Here is a 14,327-nt window from a genome sequence, read left to right as displayed (position 1 = left end):
CACCGCCGGTCCCCCGCACATTGAGAAGCCCCGGGTAAGCGAACTCACAGGCCGCCGGAGCGTCCGGAGGAGAGCAGGTCAGTAGCGCTGCGGCGCCTGCGGGTTGGCAGCCAGTTCCGCCTCCACCTCTGCGTGGAACCTCTTTTCCACAAAGAAGGACAGGAACGGCACGACGCCGCCCAGCGCCAGGATGACGAGCTTGGCAAAAGGCCAGCGCATCAGCGACCAAAGTCGGAAGTTGGACATCAGGTAGACGACGTACATCCAGCCGTGCACGATCAGCACCGCCACGGAGAGATTCACTCCCCCGATTACTCCCGGCGGCTCGGCGTCGGCGAACCCGAAGCCGAACGGCTGCCCGGTCACGGCGTTGGTGCCGCCGGCGAAAAGGTAGTGGCCGAAGACGTAGCGGGCGATCAGCTCCGCGCAGAGCAGGAGGAGCATGGAGCCCGTCAGGTAGGCGAGGACCTTGTAGAACTTCAGGGCAGAGCGGATCTGCGCCTCGGTCCCGCCGAAGCGGCGCTTCTTGCCGTTGGCGCTTCCCGTTCCGTCGGACTGCTGCGGCTGGATGGCCGGCTGGGGCTCGATCATGATTGCACTCTCGGATTGGTTGGTTCGGTTGCGGGGGAATCAGTAGGCGGATCGGTGTCGTGGGGTCCGCCGGCGGCGGCCAGCCGGGCGGCCGCCTCGTCCTGGGCGTCTTCGAGGCCGCGGCGGTAGTCATCCTTGACCAGGCGCCACCAAATAAACAGTGCGAAGCCGGCAAAGACCACCCACTCCGCGGCGTAGAAGAGGTTGAGCCAGTTCACGGTCTGGGCGGGCGGCTGCGGGCCGATATTGAGCGGTTTGACGGAGCCGGCGGCGGCAACGTCCGCACCGCCGGAGCGCTCGGCGCTGGCGGCCACGAACCCGGGATAGCTGCTGACGTCCCAGAGATTAGTGAGTTCCGCGACGGAGACGGCGCTTGCCCGCCCGGCGCCGGCGTCGGTGTTGGGCAGCGGCGCTTCGGAGGGGATCAGCCGACCGGTGAGTTCAATAGTGCCCGACGGCGGCGCCGCGGCGTCAGCCACATCGGCCACCCAGCCCCGGGCCACCGGGATCCAGGTCTGCGGCGATGCGCCGGCGCCGGTCAAGGCGGGAGCGCCCTGCACGGCGAAGGCGGAGACGATCCAGAATCCCTTGGCGCCCTCGTGAATCCGGCCCGGCACCAGGACCTGCTTCCGCGGGTCGTAGCTGCCGGTGGCGGTGACGACCTGGTCGGCCACCGAGCCCGGGAAGAATTGTCCCGGCTTCAGGACCGTGGTCAGCGGGCGGGCGTCCTCGGTTCCTGTGGAAACCGGCGCCTCGGACCGTGTGGAGCGGCCGAACTGCCACTGGCTCAACAGCACAAAGACTCCCGAAATCACGATCGCCAGCACCAGGCCTGCGATCCAGCGGGGTTTGAGGGCGGTTTTCAGCACCCCTTAACCGTACTTCGTCGGCGTGTAGAACAACGAAACGGCTCTGGAGACCAGCCATAGCGTCGGCAGCAGGTGCTAGTGGTCGAAGAACACCAGGCTGGAATTGATCAGTTCGGAGATCACTTCGGGATCATAGGCCCGGCGGAGCGACTCCCGGAAGGACTCCTTGGACAGCGAACGCGCCAGGGTGGCCAGCACCTCCAGGTGGTCCGAGAAGGAACTCGCGGGCGTCGCGATCAGCAGGATAACGGTGGCCGGTCCGTCGGCCGCCCCAAAGTCCAGCGCCTTGCCGTACTTGGTGATGCCGACCGCGATCGAGGTGCGGGAAACAAATTCGCTGCGGGCGTGCGGCAGGCCGACGCCGCCGGGAAGCCCGGTGGCCAGCTGGTGTTCGCGGGCGTTGACGTGGCTGAGGAACCCCTCCAGATCGGAGATCCGGCCGGCGTCGTACATCCGCTGCGCGAGCTGGGCGGCGGCGTCGAACTTGTCCTCCGCGTCCAGCTCCAGGATCACCATCTGCGGCGTGGTGAGGTCGGCATCGTACCGGTCCAGTGGTTCCGCCAAGAGGTGTCCCTTCGAAGTGGCGTCGGTGCACGCCGGCTGGCGGCGCCGTACGGCGTCCCCGGTCAGCGCAGCGGAACGATGTCCTCGACGCCCAGGCGTGCTGCGTCGGCGGATTCGTCGTCCGGCTGCTCCTGGCTCAGCCGTTCCGCGTCGACCCGGGCCAGGTAGTGCTTGATCTCGCTCTCGCGCTGCGCGTCGCTCCAGCCGAGAACCTCACCGATCAGTTTAGCGACTACCGGCGCCGCGGACACACCGCGGTCCCATGCCTCGATGGAAATGCGGGTCCGGCGGGTCAGCACATCCTGGACGTGGCGGGCCCCCTCGTACCTGGCCGCGTAGACGGCCTCGGCTGCGAGGTAGTCGTCCGCGCCCGGCAGCGGCTCGGCCAGCTCGGGGTTCTCCCCGATCAGCGCCAGCACTTCCGGGGCCATCGAACCGTAGCGGTTGAGCAGGTGTTCGATCCGCGCGACGTGCACTCCGGTTTCTTCCGCCATCCGGTTGCGCTTGTTCCAGGCAGCCTTGAAGCCGCTCGCACCGAGCAGCGGGATGGACTCGGTGCAGGACGGCGGGACGCGTTCGTCCATGCTGCGGGTGGCTTCGTCGACGGCGTCCTTGGCCATGACCCGGTAGGTGGTCCACTTGCCGCCGGCCACGACGACGAGGCCGGGCACCGGGTGCGCCACCACGTGTTCGCGGGAGAGCTTGGCCGTTGAGTCATTCTCCCCGGCCAGCAGCGGGCGCAGTCCCGCATAGACGCCTTCGACGTCCTCGCGGGTCAGCGGCCGCTTGAGGACCTTGTTGACGTGCTCGAGGATGTAGTCGATGTCCTTGCTGGACGCCGCCGGGTGCGCCTTGTCCAGGTGCCAGTCCGTGTCGGTGGTGCCGATGATCCAGTGCCGGCCCCAGGGAATAACGAACAGCACGGACTTCTCGGTCCGCAGGATCAGGCCCACCGTGGACTGGAAGCGGTCGCGCGGCACCACCAGGTGGATGCCCTTGGAGGCGCGGACCTTGAGCTGGCCGCGGTCGGTGACCATGGCCTGGGTTTCATCGGTCCAGACGCCGGTGGCATTGATGACCTGCTTGGCCCGGATGTTGAAGCTGGAACCGTCCTCGTGGTTGACGACCTTGGCCCCGACCACCCGTTCGCCCTCGCGGAGGAAGTCGACAACGGCCATCTGGTTCACCGCGTGCGCGCCGTAGTAGGCGGCGGTGCGGACGAGGTTCGCGACGTACTTCGCGTCGTCGACCTGGCCGTCGTAGTAGCGGATGGACCCGACGAAGGCGTCGTCTTTAAGGCTGGGCGCCGCCCGCAGGGTGCCGCGCCTGCTCAGGTGCTTGTGGAACGGGACGCCGCGGCTGTGGCCGCCGGTGATGGACATGGCGTCGTAGAGCGCGATGCCGGAGCCTACATAGGGCCGCTCCACGAACCGCTTGGTGAGCGGGTAGAGGAACGGGACGGGCCGGGCAAGGTGCGGGGCGAGCACGGAGAGGATCAGCCCGCGCTCGTGCAGGGCCTCCTTGACCAGCGCGAAGTCCAGCATCTCCAAGTACCGCAGGCCGCCGTGGATGAGCTTCGAGGACCGCGACGAGGTGCCCGCAGCCCAGTCGTTGGCCTCGACGATGCCCACGCTGAGGCCGCGGGTCACGGCATCGAGGGCGGCGCCGGCGCCGACAATGCCGCCACCGACGATCAGGATGTCGAGTTCCTTGCCGGGCTGGGTGCTGGCTTTGAGCACCGCGAGGGACGCTTCGCGTTCCGCGGGCCCTAGCGCGCCACCGGCCAAGGGAGCACCACCGGGAAAACTGTTCATCTCACGCCTCCATCCGGATCAAACCTCGTAGTGCACCACACTACTTCCAAGTTCTTCGGATGGGCAGGGTCTTGGCCCCGCGGGCGCCGGGCTCAGTTTCCGGCGTACGGCGAGACGACGACGTCGACGCGCTGGAATTCCTTCAGGTCCGAGTAGCCGGTGGTCGCCATTGATCGGCGCAGCGCGCCGATCAGGTTCGAGGTCCCGTTGGTGTGGTGGCCCGGGCCGAACAGGACCTCCTCGAGCGGTCCGACGGTGCCGACGTTGGCCCGGTCGCCGCGGGGCAGTTCGAGGTGGTGGGCTTCCTGGCCCCAGTGCCAGCCCTTGCCGGGAGCCTCTTCGGCGCGGGCCAGGGCGCTGCCGAGCATGACCGCGTCGGCTCCCATGGCGATGGCCTTGACGATGTCGCCCGAGGTGCCCATGCCGCCGTCGGCGATCACGTGCACGTAGCGGCCGCCGGACTCATCCATGTAGTCCCGGCGGGCGGCCGCGACGTCGGAGATGGCGGAGGCCATCGGCGAATGGATGCCCAGGGCGCGGCGGGTGGTGCTCGTCGCTCCCCCGCCGAAGCCGACCAGCACGCCGGCGGCGCCGGTGCGCATCAGGTGCAGGGCCGGGGTGTAGCCGGCGGCCCCGCCGACGATCACAGGGACGTCGAGTTCGTAGATGAACTGCTTGAGGTTCAGCGGCTCGTGGTCCTTGGAGACGTGCTCGGCTGAGACCGTGGTGCCGCGGATGACGAAGATGTCAACGCCTGCGGCCACGACGGTTTTGTAGTGCTCCTGGGTGCGCTGCGGCGTCAGGGAGCCGGCCACGGTCACGCCTGCGGCGCGGATTTCGGCGAGCCGCGAGGTGATCAGTTCGGGCTGGATCGGGGCCTGGTAGAGCTCCTGCATCCGGCGGGTGACGGCCGGGCTGTTGGTCTCGTTTTCGAGGGCGGCAATCTGGTCCAGGACCGGCTGCGGGTCCTCGTAACGGGTCCAGAGGCCTTCCAGGTCGAGGACGCCGAGGCCGCCGAGGCGGCCCAGTGCGATGACGGTTTCCGGGGACATCGCGGAATCCATCGGCGCGGCAATGACGGGCATATCGAACTTGTAGGCATCGATCTGCCAGGAGACGGAGACGTCCTTGGGATCGCGGGTACGTCGGTTGGGGACGATCGCAATGTCGTCCAGGGAGTAGGCACGACGCCCACGCTTGCCACGGCCAATCTCAATCTCGTAAGTCACGTCCCCACTTTACTTGACCGGGCCGGGGACCCGGCATTGGCCGCGCCTGCCGGGCTGCGGGCCGGCCCGCGGGGGCACGGCGGCGGCCGCGGCGGCGGCGTTGCCGGGCCGGCCGATAGCGAAGTATGCACCCGAATTAATCGATAGCTCACACTTACTTGACACGATCTGTCAATAGTTTACAAAACCTGAAAATGCCCTTACGTTTACTTTCGGCCGGCCGGGGATTTCGCCGGGGGCCTCCACACCCAGTTCCGGGCATTCCGCAATGCCCGGTTAAAGAAAGCAGAACCCATGGGAAGTGCATCACTCAGGAAGTCCCGCGTCCTGGCCCTGTCGCTGGCCGCCGTCGTCGGAACCATGACCCTCGCCGTCACCCCGGTGCTCGCCGCCCCCGGCACCGGGCCGGTCGCCACCGAAAATGTTCCCGCGCCGGACGTCAACGCCGGCGAGGCGTACACGCAGTTCATCGTCAGTTTCAAGAAGACCCCGGGCAACGCCACCCCCAACGGCCGCGCGAACGCCTGGGGCAAGGCCGCCAAACAGCAGGGGGTGAGCGTACGGGAGCTGCGCGCCCTGGCTACCGGAGCGACCCTGATCGCCTCCGACAAACCCCTGTCCGACCAGGCCGCCACGGACTTCATGGACTCGATCGTCGCTTCCGGCGCCGTCAACGCCGTCGAACCCGACGCCCGCATGACGGCCGTCCTGACGCCGAACGACACCCGCTACGGGGAGCAGTGGGACTTCACCGGCGCCAATGGCATGCGGATCCCCGGCGCCTGGGATGTCTCCACCGGGTCGGGGTCCACCGTTGCCGTGATCGACACCGGCATCACCGCACACCCGGACCTGGACGCCAACGTGCTGCCGGGCTACGACTTCGTCTCCGATGCCACCGCTGCGCGTGACGGCAACGGCCGCGACTCCAACGCCCAGGACCAGGGTGACTGGTACGCCGCCGGCGAGTGCGGGCAGACCACCGCCGGCAACTCCTCCTGGCATGGCACGCATGTCTCCGGCACCATCGCCGCGGTGACGGGTAACTCCACCGGCGTGGCCGGTGTCGCGCCCAACGCCAAGGTCCTGCCGGTCCGGGTCCTCGCCAAGTGCGGCGGCTCCCTCTCCGACATCGCGGACGCCATCATCTGGGCCTCCGGCGGGACTGTCTCCGGGATCCCCGCCAACGCCAATCCGGCCAAGGTCATCAACATGAGCCTGGGCGGCTCCGGCGCCTGCGGCACCACCTACCAGGCCGCCATCGACTCTGCCGTGTCGCGGGGCACGACCGTGGTGGTGGCGGCCGGCAACAGCAACCAGGATGCCTCCGGCTTCCGTCCGGCCAACTGCAACTCGGTGGTGACCGTCGCCGCCAGCAACCCGAGCGGCGCCCTCTCCTACTACTCCAACTACGGCGCCACCGTGGATCTCACCGCTCCGGGCGGCGACACCAGCGTCAGCGGCGGAGGCATCCTCTCCACGCTCAACACCGGAACCACGACGCCGGGTGCGGCGGGCTACGCCAGCTACCAGGGCACGTCGATGGCGACCCCGCACGTCGCCGGGCTCGTCGCCCTGATGAAGTCCAAGTCACCTGCCCTCACCCCGGCCCAGGTCGAGTCCACGCTCCGGCAGGGCACCCGGGCCATGCCCGGCGGTTGCACCAAGGGCTGCGGCGCCGGCCTCTCTGACGCCACGGCTACGATGGGGCTCCTCGGCGGAAGCACCCCGCCGCCGCCGTCGGGCAACCTGCTCCTGAACCCCGGCTTTGAAAGCGGCTCGGCGTCCTGGACCTCCAACCAGTCGGACACCTTCGAGACCGGCACGGCCGCCCGCAGCGGCAGCGGCTTCGCGGGGCTGAACGGCTGGGGCAAGTCGACGTCGTACACGCTGGACCAGGCCTTTTCCATCCCGTCCTCCGTCAGCGGCTCCTCGCTGTCCTTCTACCTGAAGACGCTCTCGGATGAGACCACCACCAGCACCGCGTACGACACCCTGAAGGTCCAGGCCATCAGCGGCGGCGTGACCACGACGCTGGCCACCTACTCCAACCTGAACAAGTCCACCGGCTATGTCCTGAAGACGCTGGACCTGTCCTCGTTCAAGGGCAAGACCGTCACGCTGCGGTTCCTCGGCGTGGAGGATTCCTCCCTGGCAACGTACTTCTACCTTGACGACACCTCGGTGACCACCTCGTAGCACCACCGGCCGCTGCTAAGAATGGGCATGCCCTCCCTCCCCGGGAGGACATGCCCATTCTTTGTGCTCCGGAGTGGACATAACACCGCTATGTCCACGGGACGTCGCCGGCAGAGCGCATGTCCGGCGGCTCAGACCCCCTCGGCCTCGTCGACGGCGAGCTGCGATTCGAACATCCGGAAATAGCGGCCGCGCAGTGCCACGAGTTCCTTGTGCGTGCCCTGCTCCACGATCCGGCCGTCCTCGAGCATGTAGACGATGTCCGCCTTCTGGATCGTGGCGAGCCGGTGGCTGATGGCGATGATCGTGCTGCTGCGGTCGGCGAAGAGCCGGGTGAAGATCCGGTGCTCGGCCAGGGCGTCGATTGCCGACGTCGGTTCGTCCATCACCATGAAGGACGCGTCCCGGTAGAAGTTCCGGGCCATGGCCAGGCGCTGCCACTGCCCGCCGGACAGGCCGCTGCCCTTCCGGCCGCGCGGGTCCTCCATCCAGTTGCTGACGTGGTTATCCAGCCCGTTGGGCAGCTTGTTGATGAACTCGAGGGCCTCCGCGTCCGACGCGGCCCGGCGGATCCGGTCGTCGTCGCGCGGCGCATCGACGTCGCCGAAGAAAATGTTCTCCGCCGCGGTGGCGAACTCGTACTTCAGGAACTCCTGGCTGAGCACCGCGAGGTGGCGGTGCCACGACTTCACGTCGACGGCGGCGAGGTCCACGCCGTCGAGCAGCACCTGGCCCGAATCCGGGCGGTAGAGCCCGGCGAGGATCCGGATCAGGGTGGACTTGCCGGCGCCGTTCTCGCCCACTACCGCGATGTGCTGGCCCTGCCGGATGGTCAGCGAGATCCCTTTGATGACCTCCAGCTCGCTGCCGGTGTAGGTGAACCGGATATCCCGCAGTTCCACGGTCCGGGGCGCCTGGAGCAGGGGCGGGGCATGGTCGGAGTGGACGGGCAGCGCCATGAACAGCTCGTAGTCCTTGAGGTTGGCGAGGTCCTCATCGATGGAACTGAGCGAGGAGACGAGGCTGTTGGCGGTGGACAGGGCGCGGCTGACGATCTGCTGGACGTAGAGGAACTGCCCCACCGGCTGGGCCCGGGCGATGATCTGGCCCACCACCCAGATCAGCGAGACCACCTCCGCGCCGTATTGCAGGGCGTCGGCGGCGAGCTGTTTGGGGATGTAGCGCTTCTGGAAGTCGAGCCGGCGCTTCTCATCCGCGTCCCGGAGCCGGGAGCGGAGCCCCATCAGGTAGCCGACGATCCCGTAGAGCCGCATCTCGGCGATGTGCTGCGGGCGCAGCAGGTTGGTTTCGATCATCCGGCGCTGCCGGCGTGAATCGACCTGCGTGTTCCAGTGCGCGATCTGTTCCCGGGACAGTTTGAACTGCAGGTAGACGCTGGGCACGATCGCGACCAAAACGATCACCGCGATCCACCAGCTGACCAGCAGCAGCGCGCCGATCGCCAGGACCACCGAAACCAATTGGGTGAAGATGGCGGCGATCCGGTCCAGGACCCGGGCGTAGGAATCGGAGAAGCGCTTCGCCCGGTCGTACAGGTCCACCGTTTCCTTGTCGTCATAGCGCCAGAAGTCGAGGGCGAGGAACCGCTCGTACATCAGGTCCCCGACGATCGCGCCGACCCGGAAGCTCATCAGCTGCTGGATGTAGCGGTCCACGCTGCTGAAGGCTCCCCAGAACAGGCCAAGCGCCGCGGTGATGATGACGTAGACGATGGCCTGCTGCCCGGCGGCGGCGTTTCCCGCATAGGCGGCTGCCAGCGCCGTCGTGGTCAGCGCGGCGTAGTAGGTGGTGACGAGGGGCAGCAGCGCCGAGACCAGCGAGCCCACGACTTTCATGACGACGGCGGCGGGCGAGGCGCGGAAGCTGACCCGCAGAACCTGCGCAACGGCCCGGGCGTAGGGCCGCAGCGCCAGTTTCCGCTTCGGCTCGCGTGCGGGCAGGAGTTCGGACATGCCTCCAGCCTAGTTGCGGGCCGCGGCAGCGGAACGCGAAAGGGCCACGGGACGAATCCCGTGGCCCTTCAAGTTGGCGTGGTGGCAGGGGCCGGATGGGCCCACGGCGCCCGGGACTTAGCGCGAACCGTAGTTCGGCGCCTCCACCGTCATCTGGATGTCATGCGGGTGGGATTCCTTCAGCCCGGCCGGGGTGATCCGGACGAACTTGCCACGGGCCTTGAGCTCGGGGACGGTGGGTGCTCCGGTGTAGAACATGGTCTGGCGGAGGCCGCCGACCAGCTGGTAGGCCACGGAGGAGAGCGGGCCGCGGTACGCCACGCGGCCTTCGATGCCCTCCGGGATGAGCTTGTCGTCACCGGAAACGTCGGCCTGGAAGTAGCGGTCCTTGGAGTAGGAGGTATTCTTGCCGCGGGTCTGCATGGCCCCCAGCGAACCCATCCCCCGGTAGCTCTTGAACTGCTTGCCGTTGACGAAGATCAGGTCGCCCGGGGACTCGTCGCAGCCGGCCAGCAGGGAACCGAGCATGACGGTGTCCGCACCGGCGACCAGGGCCTTGCCGATGTCGCCGGAGTACTGCAGGCCGCCGTCGGCGATCAGCGGCACGCCGGCCGGGATGGCCGCCTTGGCGGACTCGTAGATGGCGGTGATCTGCGGGACGCCGACGCCGGCGACGACGCGGGTGGTGCAGATGGATCCTGGGCCGACGCCGACCTTGATGCCGTCGGCGCCGGCGTCGATCAGGGCCTGGGCGCCTTCGCGGGTGGCCGCCTGGCCGCCGATGATGTCCACGTGCGCTGCCACCGGGTCGGACTTCAGCCGGCGGATCATGTCCAGCACGCCCTGCGAGTGGCCGTTGGCGGTGTCCACGAAGAGGGCGTCCACGCCGGCGTCGATCAGGGCCATGGCCCGCTCCCAGCCGTCACCGAAGAACCCGATGGCGGCACCGACGCGCAGCCGGCCCTCGTCGTCCTTGGTGGCCAGCGGGTACTGCTCGGCCTTGGTGAAGTCCTTGGTGGTGATGAGGCCCTTGAGCCGGCCCTGCTCGTCGACGAGCGGGAGCTTCTCGATCTTGTTGGTGGCAAGCTTGTGCGAGGCTTCCTCGCGGCTGATGCCGACGTGACCGGTGACCAGCGGCATCTTGGTCATGACATCGCTGACCAGCCGGATCGGGAAATCCGTCTCCGGCACGAAGCGGGTGTCGCGGTTGGTGACAATGCCCAGCAGCCGCATGCCCTCGTCCACGACCGGCAGGCCGGAGACCCGGTAGTGCGAGCAGATCTCGTCCAACTCGGCCAGCGTGGCCTCGGGGCCGATGGTGAGGGGGTTGGTGATCATGCCGGACTCGCTGCGCTTGACCCGGTCCACCTGGTCGGCCTGGTCGGCGATCGAGAGGTTCCGGTGCACGACGCCAAGGCCGCCCTGGCGGGCCATGGCGATGGCCATCCGCGACTCGGTGACGGTGTCCATCGCGGCGGACAGCAGCGGCGTGTTCACCGTGATGCGCTTCGAGATCCGCGAGGAGGTATCAGCTTCGGAGGGGATGACGTTGGTGTGTCCCGGCAGTAGCAGGACGTCGTCGTAGGTCAGGCCAACAAAGCCGAAAGGGTCGTGTTCGGGCTGGGTCATGAGTGCGCCTCTTACCTTGGGTTTCTGGGTTCACGGGTAGGGGTTGCAGCAGATGACCAGCCCGTCATTACGGGCATGGCCTGTGCAGAAGTGTTGTGTAAATACTAGAACCTTGGCGGCGATCCCCATATTCCGGGACGCGAATGTGAGCAACGGCATCCGACTGGCGGCGCCGGGGCGTCACTTCCAGCCGGTGGCGGCGAGCAGCCGCTTTTCGAACATTGGGATCATGCTCTGGACGTAGGTCTTGGTCAGGTGGTTGTCGTCCTTGTAGACGTACACGTTCCCGACGACGGCGGGGCAGGTCCCGTCGGCGCAGATGAAGTCGCTCATGTCCATCAGGTGCAGGCGGGCAACCTTGCCGCGGTAGTCGTCCAGCGGTGAGGACGCCGCCAGGGATTCCTGCAGCGGGACGTTGCACTCGGCGGCGTCGGGGCCCTTTTTCTGGACGCATTCGGGCATGTTGGTGGTGAACCGCGGGTTGTCGCGGATGCCGACAACCTCGATGCCGGCGTCGGTGAAGGGCTTGATCCCCTCCAGGTACTGCGGCACCTCGGTTTCGAACGGCGCCTCCTTGTGCGTCAGCGACGCGACCGTGAAGACGGCGTCGGGCTTGTGCGACAGAACGTAGTCGGAGCTGGCTTTGTTGAAGGCGTTGCAGTCGGCATCCCGCTCGGGTGACTCTCCCCCGAAGCGGCAGTTTCCCTTGAGCAGGGTGACGACCTCCCAGCCGTGGCTCTTGGCGATGGGGCCCAGCGCGGCCATGTACTGCTGCGCATGCGAGTCGCCGAGCACCACGATTTTCTTGGTGACCTTGTCCGGCCGGCTGTTCTGCAGGCAGCCCTGCAGGAGGGGGTCGCTGGGCACGTTGCCGTCGGTGCAGAGCCCGTCGATGTCGGCCCATTCGTTCTTCATGGCGGCCGGTGCCGGGATGATCTTGGCCTCCGGCGTCGGCTTCCCGGCGTTCTCCGGGGCCAGGGCTGCGGCGCCGGGCGTCAGTTCCTTCGGCTGGGACGCGGCCGCGGCTTCGTCGGCCACAATGTGGCTCTGCCACAAAGTCACCGGGCCGGCCAGCAGGGCCCCGCAGGCGGCGATGACGACGGCGGTGCGCCAGGCGCGGCGCTGCGGCCAGTGCCACTCGCGCAGCGGCTTCTCCACGAAGCGGGTGGTGAGCACGGCCAGCACCACGGAGATGGCGACTATCGCGAGCCCCTGCCACAGGTCCGGCGCACTGACTCCCATCCCGGCCAGGGCCAGCACCAGCAACGGCCAGTGCCAAAGGTAGAGGGCGTAGGAGTTGTCGCCGAGGGCGACGAGCGGCCGCCAGGTCAGGAAACGGTCCACGCCGAACCGGCTGCCGCTCTGCCCCGCCACAATGATGGCGGCGGCAGCCAGCGTCGGCCACAGCGCGATGAATCCGGGGAAGGAGCGGTCGACCGTCAGCAGCAGCCCGCAGGAGAGCATCGCCGCCAGTCCCGCCCAGCCCAGCACCAGGCGCAGGATCCTTCCCGGTTTCAGGTACGGCAGGGCCAGCGCCAGCAGCGAGCCCAAAGCGAATTCCCAGAGCCGCGCACGGGTGTCGAAGTAGGCGTAGGCCTGGTTGCTGGCGGTCTGCTCGATCGAGTAAACCAGCGATGCGGCGAAGATGGCGCCGAACGCGAGGGCCAGGAACAGGCGGTAATTCAGCAGTCGTTCGTCCACCCCGGTCCAGCGGCGCAGCGCGTAGCGCAGTCCCTTGCGCAGCAGGGCGGCGCCCGCGAACACGAGCGGCCACAACAGGAAGACCTGCCCCTGGATGGACAGCGACCAGAAGTGCTGCAGCGGGCTGGCTCCCGAGTGGTCCTGGGCGTAGTAGTCCACGGCAGAGTCCGCGAGCAGCCAGTTCTGCCGGTACAACAGTGACGCCCAGGCCTGGTCGAGGATGTCCGGCCAGCGGCTCGCCGGCAGGATGGCCCAGGTGCCGGCCAGCACGCCCAGGACCACCACGACGACGGCGGGCAGCAGCCGCTTGAGCAGATGCAGCCAGTGGCTCACCAGGCGGAGCGGCTTACCGCTTTCCACCTTGCGGGCAAAGCTCAGGGTCATCAGGAAGGCCGAGATGAGCAGGAAGATGTCGACGCCACCGGAGACCCGGCCAAGCCACACATGGTAGGTCACCACCATGAGAACGGCGAGGGCACGCAGGCCCTGCACCTCCGGGCGGTACCCCGATTTTCGGCTCGCGGGAGAACCCGCGGCCGCGTGCTGCGGGCTGGCTATGGTTCGCTCGTTCATCACGCGGGATCCCTCAGGCTGGCTTCCAAAACATCAATGTTACCGAACCGTAATTTTCATTGCCAATTTCCGGGGCGCCTTCCGCCCGGGATTCCCGGGGCAGGGCGCACCGGCGAGGCTAGGCTGTTACGAGTCGAAGGAGGCCGCGAGTGATCGTGCAGGTGCGGATATGTGTCCCGGAGGAGCTCTCCGGAGCCGTGGTGGAGTGCTGCTCCGGTGAGCTTGGCGTCGCGGAGGTTGCGTTGCACCCCGGCGCCTCGGTGGTGCCGCCGGGCAACGTCATCCTCGCGTTCATGGCACGGGAGTCCGTCGAGTCGCTGATCGAAAAACTCCACGCACTGAACGTCCAGGACGTTGGCTCCATCTCGGTCACCACGCCGGAGCTGGTGCTGTCCGATCGCGCGGACCAGGCGGTCGCTGAGGCGCCCGGCGAAGGCGCGGACGCGATGATCTGGGATGAGGTGTCGCGGCAGACCGGGGAGGATTCCCGGCTGACGTGGAGCTACCTGGCGTTCCTTGTCCTCGCGACGCAGCTGGCCGCGATCGGCATCGTCACCGACTCGACCATCGCGATCGTCGGTGCCATGGCGGTGGGGCCCGAGTTCGGCCCGCTCGCCGCCCTGGCCGTGGCCCTGGTGCGGCGCCAGTGGCGGCTGGGGCGCAGCGCGGCACTGGCACTCGGCGTCGGGTTCCCGGTCGCGATGCTGGCGGCGGCCTTCACGGCCTGGCTCTCCGTACCACTCGGGCTCTTTCCAGCTGACGCCCTGGACCGCGGTTCCGCTGTGGAGTTCATCTATCACCCGGGGCCCTATTCCCTGATTGTCGCCCTGCTGGCAGGGACCGCCGGCATGCTGTCCGTGATCAGCCGGCGCTCGGCGGCCCTCATCGGGGTGTTCATCTCCGTGACCACCGTCCCGGCCGCCGGTTTCGTAGCGGTTTCCCTCGTTCTGGGCGAGTACCAGAAGGCCGCGGGTTCCGCCCTCCAGCTCCTTGTGAACTTGGTCGGGATTATTGTCTCGGCGGTGGCGGTGCTGCTGTTCTACCGGCTAGTCACGAAGCGGCTGCCGCGCGACGCCGCGCGGAAGCTGCGGAGGAACGCCCAGCGCCTGCACCACTGAGCTGCACCGGGCCGGCCCCGGGGCGTCCCCTGCGGGGCCTGCGCGCTACATCCAGCCGGTCGCCGGG

General features: G+C 68.0%; 10 protein-coding genes. 2 read left to right on the top strand and 8 right to left on the bottom strand.

Annotated elements, in window-relative coordinates:
- Positions 1 to 78: 78 nt before the first annotated feature.
- The 5 genes from AC1DH3_RS02150 to AC1DH3_RS02130 form a co-directional block, all read right to left on the bottom strand.
- On the bottom strand, positions 79 to 591 hold the full coding sequence (locus AC1DH3_RS02150) for a DUF3817 domain-containing protein (RefSeq protein ID WP_476908482.1): 513 nt from the start codon (positions 589 to 591) through the stop codon (positions 79 to 81).
- Positions 588 to 1,460: an SURF1 family protein gene (locus AC1DH3_RS02145; RefSeq protein ID WP_476908481.1), complete on the bottom strand. Its 873-nt coding sequence runs from the start codon at positions 1,458 to 1,460 to the stop codon at positions 588 to 590. The genes AC1DH3_RS02150 and AC1DH3_RS02145 overlap by 4 nt, the downstream gene beginning before the upstream one ends.
- A 75-nt stretch (positions 1,461 to 1,535) precedes the next feature.
- On the bottom strand, positions 1,536 to 2,024 hold the full coding sequence (locus AC1DH3_RS02140) for a PTS sugar transporter subunit IIA (protein WP_441417098.1): 489 nt from the start codon (positions 2,022 to 2,024) through the stop codon (positions 1,536 to 1,538).
- Between the two features lie 62 nt (positions 2,025 to 2,086).
- Complete coding sequence (locus AC1DH3_RS02135) at positions 2,087 to 3,838, bottom strand: glycerol-3-phosphate dehydrogenase/oxidase (RefSeq protein WP_175321236.1); 1,752 nt, start codon at positions 3,836 to 3,838, stop codon at positions 2,087 to 2,089.
- Positions 3,839 to 3,930: 92 nt separating this feature from the next.
- Positions 3,931 to 5,067: a GuaB3 family IMP dehydrogenase-related protein gene (locus tag AC1DH3_RS02130; protein ID WP_441417097.1), complete on the bottom strand. Its 1,137-nt coding sequence runs from the start codon at positions 5,065 to 5,067 to the stop codon at positions 3,931 to 3,933.
- Between the two features lie 294 nt (positions 5,068 to 5,361).
- Here AC1DH3_RS02130 and AC1DH3_RS02125 point away from each other — a divergent pair, with 294 nt between their 5' ends.
- Complete coding sequence (locus tag AC1DH3_RS02125) at positions 5,362 to 7,266, top strand: S8 family peptidase (RefSeq protein WP_476908480.1); 1,905 nt, start codon at positions 5,362 to 5,364, stop codon at positions 7,264 to 7,266.
- A 131-nt stretch (positions 7,267 to 7,397) separates the two neighbouring features.
- Here AC1DH3_RS02125 and AC1DH3_RS02120 read toward each other — a convergent pair whose 3' ends face one another.
- The 3 genes from AC1DH3_RS02120 to AC1DH3_RS02110 form a co-directional block, all read right to left on the bottom strand.
- Entirely contained in the window at positions 7,398 to 9,239 is a 1,842-nt protein-coding gene (locus AC1DH3_RS02120) for an ABC transporter ATP-binding protein (RefSeq protein WP_476908479.1), read from the bottom strand.
- Positions 9,240 to 9,356: 117 nt separating this feature from the next.
- On the bottom strand, positions 9,357 to 10,868 hold the full coding sequence (gene guaB / locus AC1DH3_RS02115; protein ID WP_175321232.1) for an IMP dehydrogenase: 1,512 nt from the start codon (positions 10,866 to 10,868) through the stop codon (positions 9,357 to 9,359).
- Between the two features lie 180 nt (positions 10,869 to 11,048).
- Positions 11,049 to 13,142 (bottom strand): acyltransferase family protein, encoded by a 2,094-nt coding sequence (locus AC1DH3_RS02110; protein WP_476908478.1) that lies wholly within the window; start codon positions 13,140 to 13,142, stop codon positions 11,049 to 11,051.
- A 149-nt stretch (positions 13,143 to 13,291) separates the two neighbouring features.
- Here AC1DH3_RS02110 and AC1DH3_RS02105 point away from each other — a divergent pair, with 149 nt between their 5' ends.
- Positions 13,292 to 14,260: a DUF389 domain-containing protein gene (locus AC1DH3_RS02105; RefSeq protein ID WP_476908477.1), complete on the top strand. Its 969-nt coding sequence runs from the start codon at positions 13,292 to 13,294 to the stop codon at positions 14,258 to 14,260.
- Positions 14,261 to 14,327 lie beyond the last annotated feature (67 nt).

This window comes from Arthrobacter sp. 05L428 (assembly GCF_056397665.1).
The sequence above is the reverse complement of the archived record's forward strand: the minus strand, read 5'-3'. Positions and strand labels throughout refer to the sequence as shown.